Raw genomic sequence first — 19458 nt, 5'->3', positions numbered from 1 at the left:
TTATACAAGGCCTGTTCCAAAAAGTCGCACATCAAGTTAAATACATGAATTCAATTAATTATTTTATATTCTCGATTGCGATGGCACCGAGTGGTTGATAGCGGTACGATGTAGAACTTTCACACCGCCCGGTAAAAGCGTTTCGGTTTACCCAAAGTGCTTAAAAGTTTGTAATTTGGATCGGTAAATGCCGGTCTGTAGTATTAAAGATGTTGTTAACCGACTTGCGTCGGTATTTGGTAACAAGCCACTTGATAAATGGCGTCGAACCACTATCTTTTCCCGCTATGCACGAATGCATCAATAGGAAAGTCCATGCTCGTATCTACTCAAAATGCTGATTTCTGGCTAACGCTGAAATCTGAAGCTCAGACAATTGCTGATAATGAACCGCTTCTTGCGAGCTATATTCATGCATGCATTCTTACTCACCATAATTTTGAATCGTCGCTAAGCTTTATTCTGGCCAATAAAATGGCGGATGAAGTGATGCCTGCCATGGCAATTCGTGAGGTGTTTGAAGAGGCGTATTTACTCGACCCGATGATTATTGAATCGGCGGTTGAAGATATCAAAGCCGTGTACAATCGCGATGCGGCGGTAACGAACTTTCTGACTCCATTACTGTATTTTAAAGGCTTCCACGCTGTACAGGCGCACCGTCTGGCGCATTACCTTTGGCAGCGGGGGCGCCATCAGTTAGCCCTGTTTCTTCAAAGCCGTAACTCGGAAACCTTCGGCGTAGATATTCATCCAGCCGCTAAAATTGGCAAAGGTGTCATGTTCGACCATGCGACGGGCATCGTGGTAGGTGAAACGGCAGTTGTTGAAGATAACGTGAGTATTCTGCAAAGTGTAACGTTAGGCGGTACAGGTAATGAATCTGGCGATCGTCATCCCAAGATTCGTCAGGGTGTACTTGTGGGCGCTGGCGCAAAAATTCTTGGTAACATCGAAATCGGTGAAGGCTCTAAAGTTGGCGCGGGTAGTGTAGTGCTTGATAATGTACCAGCGCACGTAACGGTAGTTGGAGTTCCTGCCAAAGTGGTGGGCAAGCCCTGTTGCAAACGTCCTTGCGACTCCATGCGTCAAAACGTGCTTGAGGACAGCGAGCAAACAGCAAGCTAGTGAGTCTGCTTTAAAACGATATTGAGGCTGGTTTATGCCAGCCTGAGTAAGTCATCCAGCGCCGATAACTCAACGTGAGGCAGCAAAGTTACAGCTTCACGACTTAAGTTCATCTCCCGATTAGCGGCTATCCACGCGCTTTGCATGCCTGCCTTGATCGCACCCATCACGTCCTTTTCTAAGTTGTCACCCACATGCAGTATCGCTTCCGGTGGCAGGCTCAGCATGTCTGCGGCTTCGTGGAACATGTCTGGCGCAGGTTTCGACGGGCGAACGACGCTGGCGTGCAACACCGCTTCGAAATACTCTGTTAATCCCGTTTTCTGCGTATCTACGTTTCCGTTAGTAATCGCGATAAGAGGTACTTTTTTCGCCAACGCCGACATGACTTCATGAACCTTATCATCTAGCCGGAAATCACTACGGGCATGGTAAAAGCAATTAAAGCAATCCTGTGCTGCCTGCTCGAGCGCAGAGCATGGCGCGACATCGTCAGCCAACGCGACTCGCAGCGTTTCTAATCGCAGTAACCCCATATCAGAACCCAGCGGGGGATTGTTTTTGATAAGTTCGCGTTTTATTTCGTTCCAGCGAGAGCGAGGAAGCGCTGCCGCACGGGGGAAATTTGCAGCGATAAATGCAGTTAGCGAAGCATCAGCCAGACTAATGATCGGTTCGTTATTATACAAGGTGTCATCAAGGTCGAAGGTCATCGCCTTTATCGGAGAAAGCGGTCTATAAAATCGCATGGTACCTCTGTGAGTCTTGCTTGTTACTTTTTACGTGCGCGGGGGTGTGCCGAATCGTACACCTTTGCTAAATGCTGAAAATCCAGATGCGTATAGACCTGGGTAGTGGAAAGATTAGCATGTCCTAACAGTTCCTGTACGGCACGCAAATCACCACTAGATTCTAATACGTGTGTGGCGAAGGAATGGCGCAGTTTGTGAGGGTGAACGGTCTGGTTCATGCCCTGTGATTGTGCCAGCGCGTTAAGGCGGTTTTCTACCTGACGGTTAGAAATTCGATTGCCTCTTTTACTGACGAATACAGCAGGTTCGTAGGGGGAGGCGAAATCACCGCGTACTTTCAACCAGGCGCTAAGGGCTTTTTGTGCGGTTCTTCCCAACGGCACTAAGCGTTGCTTATTTCCCTTACCCGTCACTCGTAACGTGCCGTCTGACTTATTCCAGTCAGCCAGCCGCAGACCCGTGAGTTCATTTAAACGTAGTCCACAGCCATACAGAAGTTCCGCCATAGCCATATCCCTACATTCAATGCCGGAATCCTGCGGCGTAGAAAGGAGTTGCTGCATGTCATCTACACTGATTTGCTTAGGCAGTGGTCGACCAAGCTTTGGGGCTTGAATGCCTTCAACAGGATTGCTGAACAGTTCGTTCTTTTCTATCAAGTAATGACATAGTGTACGCAGAGAAGAGAGCATGAGTGCAATAGAGCGGGCATGCTTGCCTTGGCGTTTGGCAATAGCCATTACCCTTTTTACATCAGAAGGCGTTAGGCCAGACCAATCCTCCAGTGCGAGTTCGCGGGCGACGGAAGTAAGTTGTCGTTGATAGTTGGAAATGGTGTGAGATGACAGACCCCGCTCCACTTCAAGGTGCAGAAGAAATTTATCAAGCCATTGCTGGCAGGTGTCAGACAGAGGGGGCTGTTGCTCCGCCGCTGGCATCAATACCCCAACAAATCCGGCATAGTAATATTCAGGACTTCCTGTAGCTGCTTAAGCAGAAGGGTATCCATGTCTGGAGTGAAGTGACTGGCATCGTTAGAGCCTATGGCCAGTATGCCCATATCACGATTGTCACCAAGCAGGATCAGCGCGACAGACTCGGCGGTTTCTTCACCAAAAATCACTTGTCGCTCGTGCTGGCTCAAACGGCCGAAGAAGAATGTGCTGTCTTTGAAACGTTTTTCGATAACCAGGCGACGCTGCAGTTCCTGCATGGCGTGAGGGCCTTTGAAAAGCTGTAATACCACCGAGTGGAGATCTAAACGTTCCTGCAGTACTGTTTCCAGTTTGTACTGAATCTCAGACACTGATTTGCAACGCAGTAATTCTACGTTCAGGTCGGTATACACCCGATAGATTTTTTCGTTCTGCTTGGCAACGCCAATAAGCTGATTGAGTTTGAAATTTAGCTGGCGTACTTTCTTGCGCAGCTGTTCGCTCTGTCTTTCAACCAGAGAAATTGCCCCTTTTTCCTCGTGAGGAATAACCAGGCGCTCTAAGATATCCGGATTCTGGTTGAAAAATTCGGGGTGTTTTAGAAGAAACGCCCTGACTTCTTCAGCGGTGAGTCCGAATGCCTCGTCGTAATTTGGTTCCAGCGTTACCGGTTGCTTAGTTTGACCTGAAGCATCACTCATAGGTTAATCTGTCCGTCGTAAATATGCTCAGCCGGCCCGGTCATCTTAAGTGCCGAGTCCTCGCCCTGCCAGCGAATACGTAAACTGCCGCCGGGTAAATCTACCCTGACTTCCTTATCTAATTTGCCTTGAATCTGACCGACAGCTACCGCCGCACAAGCGCCACTGCCGCACGCCAGGGTTTCCCCTGAGCCGCGTTCAAACACCCGAAGTTTAATATGTTCCTTCGACACCACCTGCATAAAGCCAACATTAACCCCTTCAGGAAAACGCTCATGACGCTCCAAAAGCGGGCCAAGTACATGCACATCCGCGGTGTCGACATCATCGACTTCCATCACACAGTGAGGGTTGCCCATCGATGCCGCGCCTAAGAAAACCGTTCTGTCGTCAACCCGGAAAATGTAAGTCTTTTCTGGTTTATTGGCGACCATAGGAACCCGGGTGGGCTCGAAGTCAGGCACACCCATATTCACGGTGACCTGACCATCCTTTTCCAGATACAACACCATTTTTCCTGCTTTGGTGCTGACCTTAATTTTGTTGCGGTTGATTAACCCTTTCATTTTGACGAAACGGGCAAAACAACGGGCGCCGTTGCCACACTGTGACACTTCGGAGCCGTCTGCATTGAAGATGCGGTAATGGAAATCCTGTTCAGGATCATAGGGAGGTTCTACCAACAAAAGCTGGTCGAAGCCAATACCAAAGTGCCGATCCGCGAGTTGCTGGATCTTCTCCTTTGAAAAGAAAACGTTCTGGGTAACGTTATCAATAACCACGAAGTCATTACCCAGGCCGTGCATTTTGGAAAATTGAACTTGCATTAAGCGCACATCTTTCTTATTTGTATGTCTCTAGTTTACGTAAGTTTATGCTCACCTTTCCAGAGATCTTTTAACATTTCTCGTTCACGCACTACAGTAACGGTAGTTCCATCGACCATAATTTCAGGTGGACGACAGCGTGTATTGTAGTTTGAAGCCATAACAAAACCATAGGCGCCGGCGCTACGAACCGCCAGTAGATCACCGGGTTTTATTGCCAGTTCGCGGTCTTTACCAATGAAATCACCGGTTTCGCAAATTGGGCCAACCACGTCATACACCCGTGGCGTTGCATCGGTGTCTTGTTCAACGCGGCCAATATGTTGCCATGCTGAGTATAATGAGGGGCGGATAAGGTCGTTCATCGCCGCATCAACAATGGCGAAGTGTTTTTCGTCACCTTCTTTTACAAACTCAACCTCGGTGATCATGATGCCCGCATTCGCTGCAATGGCCCGTCCCGGTTCCATAATCAATTTCAATTGCTCACGGCCAGACATTTTTTCAGCCAGTGCGGCGGCATACTCTTTCGGGTGAGGCGGCGTTTCGTTGTTGTAGGTTACGCCAAGGCCTCCACCGACATCCAGGTGACTGATGGTGATGCCTTTCGATGCCAACACGTCAATGAGTTCAAGCAGGCGCTCAAGGGCATCGACAAAGGGTTCGATGGTGGTGAGCTGCGAGCCAATATGACAATCCATGCCTTTTACTTCAAGATTCGGCAGGCTGTCTGCTAACTCGTAAGTGGCAATAGCACGCTCACGAGGAATGCCGAACTTGTTCGCCTTCAGACCGGTAGAAATATACGGGTGAGTTTTGGCGTCCACGTCAGGATTAATACGTAGAGAAATGGGCGCTGTGACCCCCATTTCTGCAGCTACCGCATTGATGCGCTCGAGTTCTGGTTCCGACTCTACGTTAAAGCACAGAATACCTTGCTCCAGCGCATAGCGGATTTCTTCGCGGGTTTTACCAACACCGGAAAATACCACTTTACCTGCATCGCCACCGGCTTCCAGTACCCGTGCCAATTCACCACCAGATACAATGTCGAATCCAGAGCCCAGCTTTGCCAGAACACTGAGTACACCAATATTGGAGTTGGCCTTTACCGCGTAACAAATAAGGTGCGGGTGTTCGCCTAGCGCTTGGTCAAAGGCGTGCCAATGACGCTCAAGGGTTGCGCGAGAGTAAATGTAAGCCGGGGTGCCATACTGACTGGCAATATCAGAAACCGCCACGTCTTCAGCGAAAAGGCGGCCGTCACGGTAAGCGAAAAAATCCATTACTGGGTATCTCCGGATTGATCGGCGGGTGACTCGGCAGGAGTCTGTTTGTTGTTTTGAGACTCATCTGGAAGAGTGAGTGCCCCGCGATATCCACATGCCGACAGGCTGCTGGCAGCCAAAAGCAGCACGATTAAAAAGAAGGGTTTTCTGCGCACAACGAACCCGCAAAGAAAGACTGAAATTGCTGCTATGATGGCACCGCGGTGCTAAATTGCAAGCGCCAATAATCGCTCTTTGGTTTTATCGCCATATTGTACCTCTGCCCACAGTGCGTCGCACAAGGTTTGGGTATCATGCAGGTCACCATTTTTCAGCCAGTTAATCAGTAGTGATGGGTCTTGCGGGAATTGAATTGCTTCGTTTTCTGGGGCGTCGAGCCATTCTTCCACAATGTCGGTATCGAGCTGGAACAGGGTATGGCACAAACCCATTTTATCCAGTGTCAGCACGTTGGATAACTGTTCGAACTGCCCGTGTAGTGGTTTGATCAACAGCTTCTTACCTAGGTGGAGTGCTTCGCTAGACAATTCAAAGCCGCCATTGGCAATCACTCCATTACAATGTTGCAGGTCGTGCTGAAACCCTTTTTTCGATGGTGGATGCCAACTAATATGGCGATTTTGGAAATGCCCTTTTATTGCTGGGTGATAGCAAATAAATTGCTGTTCGGTGAGAGGTTCCAGCATCAGGCGAATATCGTCGATATGCTCGAAGGGCAAATAAACTAACACATGGCTTTTAGTTGGCCGGGCGATACGTTCATCGGCGACAAAGGGAGGCACAATGGGCTGGTTGAAGTGAAACCAGTGCACGCCGAGTTGTACTTGCGTGGGGGCAAAATATTTCAAAATAAGCTTGTTAAGCACGCCATCACCGGCTTTAGGTACCGGATAACTGAAACAGGCTTGGTGGCTAATTGAAATAGACGGTAGCCCTGCACGTTTCGCTGCCCAAGCGGTGATAGGCTCAAAATCGTTAATCAGCAGGTCGTAACCAGACACGTCAAAATGACGCACGTCTTTAATAAGCTGGCTAAAATTGTTCGATTTAACCGTGGCAATGTTGTCTACTCTGCCATGGCTGGTGATAAAGGTTAGCCCTTGGAAGGTGCGGTAGTTTCCAAACACATCCATGTCGAAGTATTTGTCGGTGTCGCGACCTGAAAAAACAAAATCAACTTGAAAATCATCACGATGGGCAAACGCTGCCGCCATAATTCGCGCACGCGCGATATGACCGTTACCGGTGCCCTGTACACCATAGAGAATTCTCATACTACCCCAGAATAGTCAGACTCGCAGATGCAATGGTAAGGCCCAGCAACGCGCCGGCAATGACATCCGTTGGATAATGCACGCCCAGAAGAATGCGGGATAAGCCAATTAATGCTGCCCAGCTATAAGCAACGACAGCGAATGGCGGATAAAAGTGCGCGACAATACTGGCCATCAGCCAAGCTGCTGCAGTGTGCCCAGAGGGAAGGCTGAATTTATCTGATGGCGTGACGTGCGCGTTCAGATTATGCAGAAAGTCGCAAGGACGCGGGCGCTTGAACATACGTTTAAGCACCACATAAACGGGCAGTTCCAATGCGTAAGCCATAAGCGCCGTATACAAAAACAGTTCACCGAATTCAGGCTCGAACGCCCAGAGCAATAATCCAATGGCAAAATACAGGTAGCCGTCGCCGGTTTTTGACAACCAGACAATTGCGGTGCAGTTTCGTTTTTGTGTTCGTCGATAAAGCCAGTAGAACAAATCAGTATCGGCTTTGGTCAAGGATTTCCGGTTTAGCATAGCCTTGGCCTACATAATATTGGTTAAGAACTAAGCTAATCGCGATCTGTGAACCGCAGGTGACAGAAAAAAGAAACCTTTGTGACAGGGGGGTGAGCGGGAAATATTTGTGCCTGATAAAAGCGGGGTAGGTGTTTTTATTACAGTAAATAATGCTATGCTAACAATAGTTTCTGTTAATACGCTGTATGCTTTTAAGCTTACATAAATAGGGCGGTTTTCCGGCCTGCTGCGTATAACGAGTTTACAATCGGTTTCACAACCAGCACCTCCCTTTCTCTCATCAGCAATAAGGCACAGCGATGGACTATAACACCTCTGAATTATGCGATTTATTTGCAGACAGCGTAGACGTGGTCGACCCTATGTTCGTCAGTTATGGCGGGCGTTATTCGTTTGGCGGCGAAGTCACAACGATTAAGTGCTTCGAAGATCGCGGTCTTATCGATCGTGTATTGGCTCAGCCGGGTGCAGGAAAGGTATTGTTGATTGACGGTGGCGGTTCTACCCGTCGTGCGCTGGTCGATGCCGCTTCTGCCCAGCTTGCCATCGATAATGACTGGGAAGGCATTGTGGTATACGGGAGTGTTCGTGAGGTAGATACACTGGCAGATATGGACATCGGTATTCTTGCCGCAGCTTCTATTCCTGTTAATGCCGAGTCAGAAAGCGTTGGAGAAGTGGATATCCCGGTTAATTTCGGTGGTGTGACATTCTTACCTGAAGATCATCTGTATGCAGACAGCACTGGCGTTATTCTGTCTCCGGAGCCGCTTGATTTGGATTAGTCTGAGCGTTAACGCCTCAGTATTGAAAAACCTTCCGCGCACGTGCCCGGAAGGTTTTTTTAACGCTATTTCTTAGCAAATACGTTATTCAGGTACGCTGCAATACGCACACCAGCTTGTTGTAAGCGGGTTTTGGCTACCGGTAGAAAGTCGTAAACATAGTCGTAAGACATGTTGTTCGCATCTTCCGGGTACAGAGTATCGCGAATTTCAGTGCTTTCTTTGATCCAGACATTGGGGTCAAGTTCTTGCCACTCTTCGGCCTGTTTAGCGGTAATTTTTCTATCCAGCCAGTCGGTCCACTCTGTGTACGACAGATTTTTTGAATCAATCATGCCCGAATCCCAAACTGAATGAAGATTGCTGTCTTCCCAGAAGAAACGCACTTTTACTGAGTTTCCACCGCGATCTGTGCCGTTACCTGCGTGTAGAGGCTGATGTAAATCGCCGATAATATGTACGATAAAGCGCAACGCAACCCGACGATCTTCTCGGCTGGCTTGCGGGTCTTTAATCACTTTTGTGTAGTGCTGTAGCGCGCTATAAGCATCGCCTTGTTCTGGTGCACCCACCTCATGATACTCATGGCCTTCGGGTACGGTAACGTAGTGCCAGGGCGGCGAAATTTTGCGCCAGAATTCACTCGGATTAGAACGCATTTCATCAGGATACGTGGAGGCTTCTGCCAGTGATTCATGGGGTAGCAGTTTTACTACAGCCGCTTTCGCTGCGGGTGAAAGATGGTTTTCAGCAATAGCGCCGGTAACCCGGTGACCGGTTTGTCCCCAGCCAAATGCCGGCAAACTGGTTGCCAGCGTGGATGCCAGGCAAAAAGAAAGTGCAACAGTCCGTTTTGCAAACACCTGCATATCGGTTCCTCTTAAAATTGTTATTTGTCGTTAGTGTGGTGGTAGCCCCAGCGCATCATGAGTGTTTGGTCGATGCCCAGGTGGTCGAGTACTCTGGCCACGACGAAATCAACCAAGTCGCTGATTTTCTGTGGGTTATGATAGAAGCCTGGAGACGCAGGCATAATTGTGGCACCCATTTGTGACAGTTTTAGCATGTTTTCCAGATGAATCGTTGAAAGGGGCATTTCCCGGGTAACCAGAATTAACTGTCCGCGTTCCTTTAGCACTACATCTGCAGCGCGCTCGATAAGGTTGTCGCTTGCGCCCACGGAAATGGCCGACAAAGTGCCGGTAGAGCAGGGGCAAACTACCATCTTCTTTGGTGCCGCGGAGCCGGATGCTACTGGGGAGAACCATTCTTCTTTACCGCAAACGGTGATCTGGCCTTCGCGAGCACCAAATCGCTCGCTAAAAAACGCGGCAGCATCTTCAGGACGAGAGGGAATTTTAACCTCTTCTTCGGTGGCGAAAACCACCTTCGCTGCTGATGATATCAGCACGAATATGTCGTAGTCTGCCTTGACCAGGATCTGCAGTAACCGCAATGCGTAGGGCGCGCCCGATGCGCCAGTAATCGCTAGCGTGACGGTATTCGTCGTCATGTAAAAACCTCTGATTAACTCTGTGTCTTGGTGCTTTGCCAGTGAATCTATTTGCTACCAAGGGCGTCTAGTAATCGCTGATGAATACCTTCAAAGCCGCCATTACTCATTACCAAAACGTGATCGCCCGGCTGACTGATAGCAGCCACCTTTTGCACAATACTTTCTACATCATGATAGCAGTAAGCAGGCGTTTCACTGTGTTCGGCTATCTCGTTAAGCGACCAGTTCATCCCTGCAGGCTCGAATACAATGACTTCATCTGCCTGTTGCCAGCTATTCCCTAAAGTATGTTGATGTACGCCCATTTTCATGGTGTTCGATCGCGGCTCAAGTACAGCGATAATGCGTGCGTTACCTACTTTATTGCGCAGGCCGGCCAGCGTGGTGGTAATGGCAGTGGGGTGGTGAGCGAAATCGTCATAAACGGTAATGTTGTTTACCGAGCCTTTGCATTCCATGCGGCGCTTCACGTTTTTAAACGTGCCCAGTGCTGCGATTGCATCGCTTAACGTTACACCTGCGTGGTGGGCCGCAGCGATAGCCATCAACGCATTATCAACATTGTGCTGACCTAACAGCGACCAATTTACCGTGCCAGCCAGTTCGCCCTGATACATCACATCGAATCGGCTGCCGTCGGCTGCGTGCAGCTCGGCTTTCCAGTCAGAACCAACAAACTGTTGCTCTGACCAGCAGCCTTTCTGCAATGTGTCGTTCAGTGCTTCGTCATGCTGCGGAGACAGGATAAGGCCGTTTTGCGGTACCATGCGCACCAAGTGGTGAAACTGAGTTTGAATGGCCGCTAAATCGGGAAAAATGTCAGCGTGGTCAAATTCTAAGTTGTTCAGTATTAGCGTGCGCGGGCGGTAGTGCACAAATTTGGAACGCTTGTCGAAAAAGGCACTGTCGTACTCGTCTGCTTCAATCACAAAGAATGGGCTTTCGCCAATGCGTGCCGATACACCGAAGTTTTCCGGAATACCGCCAATCAGAAAACCAGGCTTGAGACCGGCATATTCGAGAATCCATGCCACCATGCTTGAAGTGGTGGTTTTCCCGTGGGTGCCCGCAACACCGATAACCCAGCGGCTGGTGAGCAGGTTATCGAGCAACCACTGTGGGCCGCTGGTGTAAGGCAGATTGCGATTCAGTACATATTCAACGGCAGGATTTCCCCGCGACATGGCGTTACCAATAATCACCATATCCGGTGCTGGCTCAAACTGCGCAGTATCGTAGCCTTCGGTAAGCGTTATGCCCAGTGCTTCCAGTTGCGTACTCATTGGGGGGTAAACGTTGCGATCTGAGCCGGTAACTTTGTGGCCCAGTGATTTGGCGATAGCGGCAATACCACCCATGAAGCTGCCGCAGATCCCGAGAATATGAACGTGCATAAAAATCCTGTATCCAATTAAGAGCGCTACTTTAGCAGAACTCCTACCGTGCGCGCCAACATGAGCGTTGAGACCAGGAGTAAAAGCCAATCTGTGAATAAGCCGTTTCCCTGAGCGGCATTCGCGGTTACAATCATTTTTAACTGCTGCTGTACAAATAAAAACATGATCGAAATCATGTTTAATTTCCAATAATAATAACTAACCACTGCAGTTCTGATTTGTTCGCCAAAGACGGGCGGGAATGCCCGGCTGCGTTCAGTCGTTACCCTACATAAATCAAAAAGGCTATTGCACACAATGAAACGTTTAAATTCTCAACTTCAACAAGACGGCGCTCCCCTCGAACTGATCCTGCTTATCCGTACTTTGCTTGCGGGCTGTAAGGAAATTTCGTTCCGTGTAAGTCAGGGCGCACTGGCAGGTGTACTGGGTTCCACGTTGAGTGAAAACGTACAGGGCGAAACGCAGAAGAAGCTGGATGTGATTTCCAACCAAATTCTGAAAGATACATTGCGCGACTCGGGTTACGTTAAAGCGATTTCGTCTGAAGAAGAAGATACGGTTGTGCCATGTAACCCTGAAGGGAATTACCTGGTGAGCTTTGATCCGTTAGACGGCTCATCGAATACTGAGATTAACAGTCTGATTGGTACCATATTTTCAATCGCTCATGCGCCACAGTGGATGGAAGCGGATGACCCTTCTGCGTTCCTGCAGCCAGGCACGCAAATGGTCGCTGCCGGTTATGTGCTGTATGGCCCGTCTACTATGATGGCGTTAACCACAGGTCGCGGTACCCACATTTATACGCTGGATAAAACCCATGGTGGTTTCCTGCTGACGCACCCCAATGTGCAGGTGCCAGAGCAAACGTCAGAGTTTTCCATCAACGCATCGAATCAGCGTCATTGGGAAGCGCCAATGAAAGCGTACATCGCAGATTTGCTGGCCGGTACTGATGGTCCACGCGAAAAGAATTTCAACATGCGCTGGGTAGCAGCCATGGTGGGTGATATTCACCGCTTACTGTGTCGCGGTGGTATTTTTATGTATCCGTACGACAACCGTAATCCGTCGAAAGCCGGTAAGCTTCGTTTGTTGTATGAAGCCAACCCGATGGCGTTTCTGATGGAGCAGGCGGGCGGTATGGCCGATACCGGAACAGGTCGTATTATGGAAGTCATGCCAACAGAAATTCACCAACGAGTACCGGTGATTTTGGGTTCCAAAGAAGAAGTGGAAACCTGTCTGAGTTATCAGAACAAAGCTGAATAGGCTCTATTCAGCTAAGAAATAACGAGAAATAACGAAAGCTGCTTAAGACATGGGTCGTAAGCAGTTTTTATTTGTCCGGAGTCACCGTATACTTAGGCGGCGATTTCGCCGGGAAAGGGAATAAATAAGTTTCCTTTCCCGGAAAAATCCTATTTTAATTTAGCAAACCAAAGGACTATTTCATGAGCCTTAATAACGTTCCAGCTGGTAAAGATATGCCAGAAGTGGTGAATGTCATCATCGAAATCCCAGCTCACGCTGACCCGGTAAAATACGAAGTAGACAAAGACACCGGTGCAATGTTTGTTGACCGTTTCATGGCTACTTGCATGCACTATCCGGTAAACTACGGCTACGTGAACAACACACTGTCTTTAGACGGTGACCCGGTTGACGTACTGGTTATGACCCCGTTCCCAATCATTAGCGGTTCTGTCATCAAGTGTCGTCCTGTTGGCGTTCTGAACATGACCGACGAGTCTGGTACCGATGCAAAAGTACTGGCAGTGCCAGTAGACAAGCTGTCTACCATTTATCGTGACGTTAAAGACATCAACGATGTGCCAGAACTGACTAAGCAGCAAATTGAGCACTTCTTCTCTCACTATAAAGATCTGGAACCAGGCAAGTGGGTTAAGATCGACGGTTGGGCAGATGCTGAAGCAGCAAAAGCTGAAATCGTATCTAGCGCTAAGCGTTATCAAGAAGGCGAATAAGCCCTCAACGCATGTTTATGCTTAAGTATTTGGAAGCCCGGTAAGCCGGGCTTTTTTATCTCTGGTTATCCTGATCGGGTTGTATTGTAAACACGAAAAAGATCCGATCTGATCGGCATTTTAGCTTGCATTTTCCAGACTTTTCCGAAACAGCGATCCACAAACAGTTTGACAATTTCCACAGGCACAACTTTTGTTGTATTTGCCAAAGGCTATAGTTACTTCTTCTACTATTTATATCTGCTGAATTGATCGACACCTTGTCATATAGGGTCTTGACGGCTGTTGAATGGCTTCTCTATGCGGCTTGCAGAGCGGTTGATTCAATCTCATCAACGCTATGTATACAAACAATACACAAAGTTATCCACAGGTTGTTGGCGATCAATTACTCTGATCCGGATCGAAATACAAGCGTGATCAATTCGCGGCCAGCACACATGTTTGTAGACGATGAAATTAGACTGGCTCGATTGGAAAAGTGGGGCGTATGTTGTAATTTGTGCTAGAAGTAGTAGATGGTCTGACAATCTTGTGCCGCGCCTGGCTGTGTTCAGGACGTCCGTTGTCTTATCCAATTGTAACGGCCGCACGAAGTCGCGCGGCTGCCGGAGGGTGATGTGAGTTCAGAAATCAGTAAGCTTCAACAGCAAATAGCCGTATTGCAGCGCAAGCTGAGCCGAGAACAACTTGCCAGAGTGGCAGCTGAAGACATGCTGAACAACTACTCTCGGGATGCTTACCTGGCCAATCAGAATTTGCGTAAAGCCCTCAGTGAAACACGCGCAATTTATCAGCACTTACTCACTCACTTGCCCGAAGAAAAAGCGGCGAAGTTAGATACTGCTTCACAAGCTAATTTTCATGAGGCAGGTATGGTAGACCGCATGACTCTTCTTAGTCAGCTTGCAGCGGGTATTGCTCACGAAATCAATAATCCCATCGGCTTTATTAAGAGTAACTGTGAGATTCAGGGCCATATGCTTAAAGATCTGTTTGAGGCTTGGGATGAACTCAAAAGCGAGATAGTGCAGTCGGACTCTGAATTGAAAGACTTACCTCGTGATCTTGAGCTTAAATACATGCTACCGGACGTGCGTGAAATGTTGGACGACATCCAACAGTCCTCTCTTGAGGGAGCGAGTCGTATTGCTGAGATAGTATCGTCACTGCAAATATTTTCCTCACCAGTCACCGTTGAAAAACGGTGGGAAGAAATTGACGACTTATTGCAATACTGCGTTGAAGATATTATTCACAAATTACCATCGTCGATTAGCCTTGAGATGATGCCCACCCTCACACATGAAGGCATTGAAGTTAACCGCAAGCAAATTAAGCGTGTTGTAGAATCGCTGATTGAAAATGCCGTGGATGCTTGTGGGAAGAAAGGTGCAATTACGGTGGCCACCTCCATTATGCCGGGAGCACTGAAAATCTATATTAAGGATAACGGCGAAGGTATAAAGCCTGAACATAAACCACTCATTTTTACTCCCTTCTTTACAACCAAGCCCCCCGGTGGTGGAACCGGACTCGGCCTGTCTGTAGCGCAAGCTTTGATGGAGTCTCACACCGGTTGGATCAACATAGACAGCACTGAAGGTGTTGGTACCACGGTGACCCTTAACTTCCCACTTAGCTGAGCGTTTATCTGGGGTTTACATCATTGTGGTCATAGATAATTATAAATTCTGCGATTTTCAATCGCTTGTATGCCCTTTATAATCAGGAATAGTTTTTTTTATCGGGTCAATTACCTATTAGTTGTAATTTGCACTAAGGTTTACTTAACGATATTTAATCTATCTTGAAACAATAGGGATATGATTCAGAAACATGCGAAATAATCAGCCGGTTACTCAAAAGCTTTACTCGATTCCCAAACAGTTTCGCCTTATCTCGTCTACCGACAAGCGCGGGATTATTACTCACTGCAATGATGAATTCGTTGAGGTGAGTGGCTTTGAGCGTGATGAACTCATTGGGAAAAACCACAATCTTGTTCGACATCCCGATATGCCCCCTGATGTTTTCAGGGAAATGTGGGAGACATTGTCTGCCGGCAAGATCTGGATGGGATTAGTGAAGAACCGCCGCAAAAATGGCGATCACTATTGGGTATCTGCGTTCGTAACACCGGTATTTGAAAGCGGAGCAATTGTTGGCTACGAGTCGGTACGGGTACCCGCCTTGCAGCACGAGATAGACCGAGCGGAATTTCGTTATGCCCGCTTGCGCGCAGACCAGTCAAGTACGTCGATGGGTGAACTCACTGTTCACTGTATCAAGTCGAATCTGCCTTTTTTTATTGTAGGGGCGGCGACAGTTTGCGGGCTATTACTGTTAGCCGGACTGCTACCCGCGTTAGTGGGGCTAATTGGATTCGTGCTCTGCGCACTTTGGATGGCACACCAAAATAAGCAGGATTGGCTAAGTATCATTTCACTCTCGCCGGAGAGTTATTCAAACCCATTGGTTGCGCAAACCTATTTTGCTGATTACGGAAACAAAGCCAGAGCTAAACTCGTTTTGGGCTGTGAACTCGCGCGAAGCCGCACGGCATTGGCACGCATTGAGGATGCAGCAGGTGGTTTGGACGTGATAGCCAACACAACTCATGAACAGGCAGAAATTACCAGTACAGCAGTGGTGCAGCAAAACGAGGCTACGCAGAATATTGCTTCTGCGGTGAATCAGATGTCACAAGCCATTCAAAGCGTGTCAGAAAGAGTTGATATGAACGCTGAAAGTGCGCGCTCGGCATCAAAAAATGTGGAAGAAGGAAATCGCAAAGCAGACGACGCCTTAAGCGCGATTATGTCGCTGAAACAGGCTGTGGGCTCAATCTCAAAAACGGTACAGGAACTTGCGCAGTCAACCAACGACATTGGTGAAGCGGCCAGCTTGATATCTACCATCGCAGAACAAACGAATTTGCTGGCGCTCAATGCTGCCATTGAAGCTGCACGGGCAGGGGAGCAGGGACGAGGCTTTGCCGTGGTAGCCGACGAAGTACGTTCTCTGGCTTCGAAGACGCGGGAGTCTACCGACAAAATTCACAACATTATACATGTACTGGCCGAACGCTCTGAAAGGGCAGTCAGGGTGTCTAACGATGGTATGGAGTCTGCGGAGCAAGGTGCGAATATCGTAGAAGATACCCGCAAAACCCTGTCTGAAATTAACTCTGCTGTGAGTGTTATTGCCGATCAAACCTTTGAAATGGCATCAGCGGTGGAAGAACAAAGTTCGGTGGCTGAGCATATTAATCAGCAAATTGTTGAGATTGCTGATGGTGCTAAAGACACCCAGCGGGCTTCAGAGTCTTCGCTGGATGCTAGCCAAAAACTTCGTAATACCGTTACCGAGGTGTATTCCGTCATTACCCGGTTTGCGAGCAAAAGTAATATTGTCTGACTCGACGTACCCACGCCTATCGCTGCGCCCGGGCGTTAGTAACAGGCCGTTAGCTTTTGCTATTGGCCTGTAGCTTTACCACTTCAGCGGATTCGCTTTCCAGTACATCATCGGCAGAAGCGCCTTTAAGCAGTTTTGTTAGCGCATCTTTATTTTTTGCCAGCATAACTGACAAATCTTCAATCAATTCTTCATCTAGCTTAATACCTTTCGCGCCTATGTAGGTGGCGATATTGTCGGCGGCATCCAGCATCTTATCGTACTGATCGGCTTCCTTTTTATCTGTAGTCACCAGTTTCTCTACCCCTTTATGTGAAACAACATATTGCACTGTAATAGCCATGATGGTTCTCCGAAAGTCTGCGCGTTGTGAAATTTAATTGTTACTCGATTCGTAATTACTGTATAAATAAACAGTATGAAGAGCAACTATTTTTTGACCTATGCTGAGAATTATTCCTGTTGTCGCACAAGCCGGTATTACCGGATTCGAATCGCCCGCGGCGGAGTACAGAGAGCTCGGGCTGGATCTCGACGCCCTGCTTATCGATCATCCCACGGCCACCTTTATTGGTCAGGCCCAGGGCGACTCGATGACGGGGGTGGGCATTTTTGACGGTGATCTGCTTATTGTTGATCGCTCAGCTGCGCCCACATCGTTAGATGTAGTAGTGGCAAACCTCAACGGTGTTTTCGTGTGCAAGCTGTTCGACCGTAAATCTATGGTGCTTATTTCACCGGGTAAGGGTCATAATCCTTACGTACTCAGCGAGGGGGACGTGTTTGAGGAAGAGGGCATTGTGGTGCGCTCTGTGCGCATGCACCGCTATACCAGGATGCTACGCAAATGTTTGCGTTAGTCGATGCCAACGGATTTTACGCCTCAGCCGAAAAGGTGTTCGACCCGTCCATACGTAATAAGCCTGTTGTGGTGCTTACCAATAACGACGGCTGTATTTGCGCGCTGTGCGATATTGCCAAACAACTTGGCGTGAAAAAATTCGGGCCCTATTACAAAGTACAGAAGTTTCTTGAAAAACACGGTGCAGTTGTGCGGTCATCCAATTATGAACTGTACGACTACTTGTCTAATCGAATGATGGCGGTGGTTGCCGGCTTTGCGCCCCATCAGCATGTGTATTCTATCGATGAGTGCTTCCTGTATTTCGATAACTGGCAGCCGCAAGAAGGCTGGTATGCTTATGGCGAACGTATTCGCAAAGCCGTATGGGAACAATTGCGATTGCCTGTCGGCGTGGGCTTTGGTCTTACACCAACCTTAGCCAAAGCGGCCAGTCATGCTGGAAAACGTTTGGGCGACAAGTCAGGCATTGCTGTGTTGGCCGACCGCACAGGCATTCAAAGCACACTGCAACAAATGACACCGCAAGATGTGTGGGGAATAGGGCTGCGTATTGGCGAAAAGCTGGAACAGTCTGGCATGCAGACAGCGTGGGATTTTGCCTGCGCCGATGCCAAATCCATTCGTAAGCGCTTTTCCGTGGAAATTGAGCGCACGATAAGAGAACTGAATGGCATCCGCTGTATGGAGTGGGAAGAATACCGGCCGAAGAAAAAGCAGATTTACGCCACCCGCGCATTCGGACAGCCCGTTTCCGACATTCAAAGTCTTAGACAGGCATTGTGCTGGCATGCCGAGCGGGTAGCTGAAAAGCTCAGGCGGCAAAACAGTAGTGTAAAAACGCTGACCCTGTTTGCTCATGCCAACCCGTTTGCTGCCAGTGGTCATTATCACAAGGCCGTGCAACACCAGTTTGCTTTCGCCACTGCTGATTCTTGCCAACTGGTGGCCGCCGCCAGTAAAGCCGCTGATACGCTGTATTGCGCCGGCGTACAGTTTCATAAGTGTGGCGTGGGCGCGATAGAAGTACAGGACGACGATGTAAAGCAACCCGACCTGTTCGACGAGAACCCCACAAACAATAAACTTATGGCTTGCATGGATGCCATAAATGCGCGTTATGGCAGCAGTACCATTGGCGTAGCAGCAAAAGGGGAAAATCAGCAGTGGCGCATGAAACGGGCGTACCTGTCACCACGCTACACCACCAACTGGCAGCACATCCCTCAGTGCAAGTGCTAGTACAACCCTGTTGCGAGCAGGTTTCCCCAAGTTTAATAGAGATGACTGAATTCAAAGGTATACTCAGTGTTTAAATTGATAAACCACAGGCAGGAGTGAATGGAATGCTGAACCTTGAAGGCATAAAAGGCGTGATCTTTGACTTAGACGGCACGCTGGTGGAATCGTCACTGGATTTCACCGCCATGCGCAAAACCATTGGCTGCCCGCAAGATGAAGACATTCTTACCTTCATCGATAACCTGCCCGATAACGATCAGCAAAAAGCCGCGCATCAGGTGATTTTAGACCACGAACTCGCCGACGCCAGAGAAGCCCGCTGGCTAGACAACGGTAAAGCGATGGTAGAAGCTGTACTAAAGGCCAACCTGCCCATGGCCATAGTCACTCGCAACTGCCGCCAAGCTTCAGACATCAAAATTACCAACAACAACATTCCCATCACTAACGTGCTTACCCGCGAATGCGCCCCCGCTAAACCCGACCCCACCGCACTACTAATGGTAGCCGAGCAATGGCAAATAGCCCCCGCACAGTGTTTGTATGTGGGGGACTATATTTACGACCAGCTTGCTGCGGAAAATGCAGGGATGAGGTGGGTATTGGTTTAGTTTTGATTTCCGGTTTTTGGCCAATCAGGTTTATCAGGTATCTCGGGCATGAATGCTATGCCCTGCTTATCTATAGCTAAATACTCAAATAGGTGTTCTTGACTTATGCCTCCCATGACTACTTTACATTCTTTAGTATTAAGTTCGTGAATATTGCCTTTAACTAATTTATCCATTCTTTTATCCTCTTAAAACCTTCAAA

General features: G+C 48.5%; 22 protein-coding genes. 9 read left to right on the top strand and 13 right to left on the bottom strand.

Annotated features, from left to right (window positions below):
- Nucleotides 1-315: 315 nt before the first annotated feature.
- Nucleotides 316-1128: a serine O-acetyltransferase gene (gene cysE, locus BFC18_RS12230; RefSeq protein WP_070125841.1), complete on the top strand. Its 813-nt coding sequence runs from the start codon at nt 316-318 to the stop codon at nt 1126-1128.
- A 32-nt stretch (nt 1129-1160) separates the two neighbouring features.
- Here the strand turns inward: cysE and BFC18_RS12225 are convergent, their stop codons facing one another.
- The 8 genes from BFC18_RS12225 to BFC18_RS12195 are packed head-to-tail and all read right to left on the bottom strand — an operon-like array spanning nt 1161 to nt 7429.
- Nucleotides 1161-1877, bottom strand: coding sequence for an HAD-IA family hydrolase (locus BFC18_RS12225; RefSeq protein ID WP_070125840.1), 717 nt, complete (start codon nt 1875-1877; stop codon nt 1161-1163).
- A gap of 23 nt (nt 1878-1900) precedes the next feature.
- Nucleotides 1901-2818 carry a tyrosine recombinase XerC gene (xerC, locus tag BFC18_RS12220; RefSeq protein WP_070125839.1) on the bottom strand — a complete coding sequence of 306 codons (918 nt, stop codon included), beginning with the start codon at nt 2816-2818 and terminating at the stop codon, nt 1901-1903.
- Nucleotides 2818-3516: a DUF484 family protein gene (locus BFC18_RS12215; protein ID WP_070125838.1), complete on the bottom strand. Its 699-nt coding sequence runs from the start codon at nt 3514-3516 to the stop codon at nt 2818-2820. The genes xerC and BFC18_RS12215 overlap by 1 nt, the downstream gene beginning before the upstream one ends.
- A complete protein-coding gene (gene dapF / locus BFC18_RS12210) occupies nt 3513-4343 on the bottom strand; it encodes a diaminopimelate epimerase (protein WP_070125837.1) in 831 nt (276 codons plus the stop codon). The genes BFC18_RS12215 and dapF overlap by 4 nt, the downstream gene beginning before the upstream one ends.
- Nucleotides 4344-4378: 35 nt before the next feature.
- A complete protein-coding gene (gene lysA, locus BFC18_RS12205) occupies nt 4379-5629 on the bottom strand; it encodes a diaminopimelate decarboxylase (protein ID WP_070125836.1) in 1251 nt (416 codons plus the stop codon).
- Nucleotides 5629-5787 carry an LPS translocon maturation chaperone LptM gene (gene lptM, locus BFC18_RS22160; RefSeq protein ID WP_425388383.1) on the bottom strand — a complete coding sequence of 53 codons (159 nt, stop codon included), beginning with the start codon at nt 5785-5787 and terminating at the stop codon, nt 5629-5631. Before lptM ends, lysA begins: the two co-directional genes overlap by 1 nt.
- A 51-nt stretch (nt 5788-5838) precedes the next feature.
- Entirely contained in the window at nt 5839-6906 is a 1068-nt protein-coding gene (locus tag BFC18_RS12200) for an MJ1255/VC2487 family glycosyltransferase (RefSeq protein WP_070125835.1), read from the bottom strand.
- 1 nt (nt 6907) lies between these two features.
- Nucleotides 6908-7429: a phosphatase PAP2 family protein gene (locus tag BFC18_RS12195; RefSeq protein ID WP_070125834.1), complete on the bottom strand. Its 522-nt coding sequence runs from the start codon at nt 7427-7429 to the stop codon at nt 6908-6910.
- Nucleotides 7430-7731: 302 nt separating this feature from the next.
- Here BFC18_RS12195 and rraA point away from each other — a divergent pair, with 302 nt between their 5' ends.
- Nucleotides 7732-8217, top strand: coding sequence for a ribonuclease E activity regulator RraA (rraA, locus tag BFC18_RS12190; RefSeq protein ID WP_070125833.1), 486 nt, complete (start codon nt 7732-7734; stop codon nt 8215-8217).
- A 65-nt stretch (nt 8218-8282) separates the two neighbouring features.
- On the opposite strand, the gene BFC18_RS12185 is transcribed toward rraA, so the two are convergent.
- From BFC18_RS12185 to mpl, 3 genes are read right to left on the bottom strand one after another with little or no spacing between them, the layout of a single operon-like run.
- Nucleotides 8283-9086 carry a S1/P1 nuclease gene (locus BFC18_RS12185; protein ID WP_070125832.1) on the bottom strand — a complete coding sequence of 268 codons (804 nt, stop codon included), beginning with the start codon at nt 9084-9086 and terminating at the stop codon, nt 8283-8285.
- A gap of 20 nt (nt 9087-9106) precedes the next feature.
- Nucleotides 9107-9730 carry a flavin prenyltransferase UbiX gene (locus BFC18_RS12180; RefSeq protein ID WP_070125831.1) on the bottom strand — a complete coding sequence of 208 codons (624 nt, stop codon included), beginning with the start codon at nt 9728-9730 and terminating at the stop codon, nt 9107-9109.
- Nucleotides 9731-9777: 47 nt separating this feature from the next.
- Nucleotides 9778-11127: a UDP-N-acetylmuramate:L-alanyl-gamma-D-glutamyl-meso-diaminopimelate ligase gene (gene mpl / locus BFC18_RS12175; RefSeq protein WP_070125830.1), complete on the bottom strand. Its 1350-nt coding sequence runs from the start codon at nt 11125-11127 to the stop codon at nt 9778-9780.
- 300 nt (nt 11128-11427) lie between these two features.
- On the opposite strand from mpl, the gene BFC18_RS12165 reads away from it, so the two are divergent.
- From BFC18_RS12165 to BFC18_RS12150, 4 genes are all read left to right on the top strand, one after another.
- Nucleotides 11428-12405, top strand: a complete 978-nt coding sequence (locus tag BFC18_RS12165; protein ID WP_070125828.1) for a class 1 fructose-bisphosphatase — start codon at nt 11428-11430, stop codon at nt 12403-12405.
- A 182-nt stretch (nt 12406-12587) separates the two neighbouring features.
- Complete coding sequence (gene ppa / locus BFC18_RS12160; RefSeq protein WP_070125827.1) at nt 12588-13121, top strand: inorganic diphosphatase; 534 nt, start codon at nt 12588-12590, stop codon at nt 13119-13121.
- 620 nt (nt 13122-13741) lie between these two features.
- The gene (locus tag BFC18_RS12155) at nt 13742-14767 is read left to right on the top strand and encodes a sensor histidine kinase (protein WP_070125826.1); all 1026 of its coding nucleotides are present in this window, start codon (nt 13742-13744) and stop codon (nt 14765-14767) included.
- Between the two features lie 193 nt (nt 14768-14960).
- The gene (locus BFC18_RS12150) at nt 14961-16541 is read left to right on the top strand and encodes a methyl-accepting chemotaxis protein (RefSeq protein ID WP_070125825.1); all 1581 of its coding nucleotides are present in this window, start codon (nt 14961-14963) and stop codon (nt 16539-16541) included.
- Nucleotides 16542-16590: 49 nt separating this feature from the next.
- Here BFC18_RS12150 and BFC18_RS12145 read toward each other — a convergent pair whose 3' ends face one another.
- Complete coding sequence (locus BFC18_RS12145) at nt 16591-16884, bottom strand: YebG family protein (protein WP_070125824.1); 294 nt, start codon at nt 16882-16884, stop codon at nt 16591-16593.
- 100 nt (nt 16885-16984) lie between these two features.
- Between BFC18_RS12145 and BFC18_RS12140 the strand changes: the two genes are divergently transcribed.
- From BFC18_RS12140 to BFC18_RS12130, 3 genes are all read left to right on the top strand, one after another.
- A complete protein-coding gene (locus BFC18_RS12140; RefSeq protein WP_070125823.1) occupies nt 16985-17401 on the top strand; it encodes a S24 family peptidase in 417 nt (138 codons plus the stop codon).
- A complete protein-coding gene (locus tag BFC18_RS12135) occupies nt 17389-18645 on the top strand; it encodes a Y-family DNA polymerase (protein WP_070125822.1) in 1257 nt (418 codons plus the stop codon). The genes BFC18_RS12140 and BFC18_RS12135 overlap by 13 nt, the downstream gene beginning before the upstream one ends.
- A gap of 104 nt (nt 18646-18749) precedes the next feature.
- Nucleotides 18750-19256, top strand: coding sequence for an HAD family hydrolase (locus tag BFC18_RS12130; protein WP_070125821.1), 507 nt, complete (start codon nt 18750-18752; stop codon nt 19254-19256).
- Here the strand turns inward: BFC18_RS12130 and BFC18_RS12125 are convergent.
- Nucleotides 19253-19432 (bottom strand): hypothetical protein, encoded by a 180-nt coding sequence (locus tag BFC18_RS12125; RefSeq protein WP_070125820.1) that lies wholly within the window; start codon nt 19430-19432, stop codon nt 19253-19255. The genes BFC18_RS12130 and BFC18_RS12125 overlap by 4 nt on opposite strands.
- Nucleotides 19433-19458: the final 26 nt, after the last annotated feature.

Source organism: Alteromonas confluentis (assembly GCF_001757105.1).
Lineage (GTDB): Bacteria > Pseudomonadota > Gammaproteobacteria > Enterobacterales > Alteromonadaceae > Alteromonas > Alteromonas confluentis.
This window is presented reverse-complemented; position numbering and strand designations above follow the sequence as displayed.

What these genes read in the sequence shown, in the direction of transcription:
- BFC18_RS12135 (WP_070125822.1), top strand. Translation starts at nt 17,389, where the DNA reads ATGTTTGCGTTAGTCGATGCCAACGGATTTTACGCCTCAGCCGAAAAG.
- mpl (WP_070125830.1), bottom strand. Translation starts at nt 11,127, where the DNA reads ATGCACGTTCATATTCTCGGGATCTGCGGCAGCTTCATGGGTGGTATT.
- BFC18_RS12145 (WP_070125824.1), bottom strand. Translation starts at nt 16,884, where the DNA reads ATGGCTATTACAGTGCAATATGTTGTTTCACATAAAGGGGTAGAGAAA.
- BFC18_RS12200 (WP_070125835.1), bottom strand. Translation starts at nt 6,906, where the DNA reads ATGAGAATTCTCTATGGTGTACAGGGCACCGGTAACGGTCATATCGCG.
- BFC18_RS12180 (WP_070125831.1), bottom strand. Translation starts at nt 9,730, where the DNA reads ATGACGACGAATACCGTCACGCTAGCGATTACTGGCGCATCGGGCGCG.
- ppa (WP_070125827.1), top strand. Translation starts at nt 12,588, where the DNA reads ATGAGCCTTAATAACGTTCCAGCTGGTAAAGATATGCCAGAAGTGGTG.
- BFC18_RS12195 (WP_070125834.1), bottom strand. Translation starts at nt 7,429, where the DNA reads ATGCTAAACCGGAAATCCTTGACCAAAGCCGATACTGATTTGTTCTAC.
- dapF (WP_070125837.1), bottom strand. Translation starts at nt 4,343, where the DNA reads ATGCAAGTTCAATTTTCCAAAATGCACGGCCTGGGTAATGACTTCGTG.
- BFC18_RS12165 (WP_070125828.1), top strand. Translation starts at nt 11,428, where the DNA reads ATGAAACGTTTAAATTCTCAACTTCAACAAGACGGCGCTCCCCTCGAA.
- BFC18_RS12130 (WP_070125821.1), top strand. Translation starts at nt 18,750, where the DNA reads ATGCTGAACCTTGAAGGCATAAAAGGCGTGATCTTTGACTTAGACGGC.
- BFC18_RS12185 (WP_070125832.1), bottom strand. Translation starts at nt 9,086, where the DNA reads ATGCAGGTGTTTGCAAAACGGACTGTTGCACTTTCTTTTTGCCTGGCA.
- cysE (WP_070125841.1), top strand. Translation starts at nt 316, where the DNA reads ATGCTCGTATCTACTCAAAATGCTGATTTCTGGCTAACGCTGAAATCT.
- BFC18_RS12150 (WP_070125825.1), top strand. Translation starts at nt 14,961, where the DNA reads ATGCGAAATAATCAGCCGGTTACTCAAAAGCTTTACTCGATTCCCAAA.
- BFC18_RS12140 (WP_070125823.1), top strand. Translation starts at nt 16,985, where the DNA reads ATGCTGAGAATTATTCCTGTTGTCGCACAAGCCGGTATTACCGGATTC.
- BFC18_RS12225 (WP_070125840.1), bottom strand. Translation starts at nt 1,877, where the DNA reads ATGCGATTTTATAGACCGCTTTCTCCGATAAAGGCGATGACCTTCGAC.
- lysA (WP_070125836.1), bottom strand. Translation starts at nt 5,629, where the DNA reads ATGGATTTTTTCGCTTACCGTGACGGCCGCCTTTTCGCTGAAGACGTG.
- xerC (WP_070125839.1), bottom strand. Translation starts at nt 2,818, where the DNA reads ATGCCAGCGGCGGAGCAACAGCCCCCTCTGTCTGACACCTGCCAGCAA.
- BFC18_RS12215 (WP_070125838.1), bottom strand. Translation starts at nt 3,516, where the DNA reads ATGAGTGATGCTTCAGGTCAAACTAAGCAACCGGTAACGCTGGAACCA.
- rraA (WP_070125833.1), top strand. Translation starts at nt 7,732, where the DNA reads ATGGACTATAACACCTCTGAATTATGCGATTTATTTGCAGACAGCGTA.
- BFC18_RS12125 (WP_070125820.1), bottom strand. Translation starts at nt 19,432, where the DNA reads ATGGATAAATTAGTTAAAGGCAATATTCACGAACTTAATACTAAAGAA.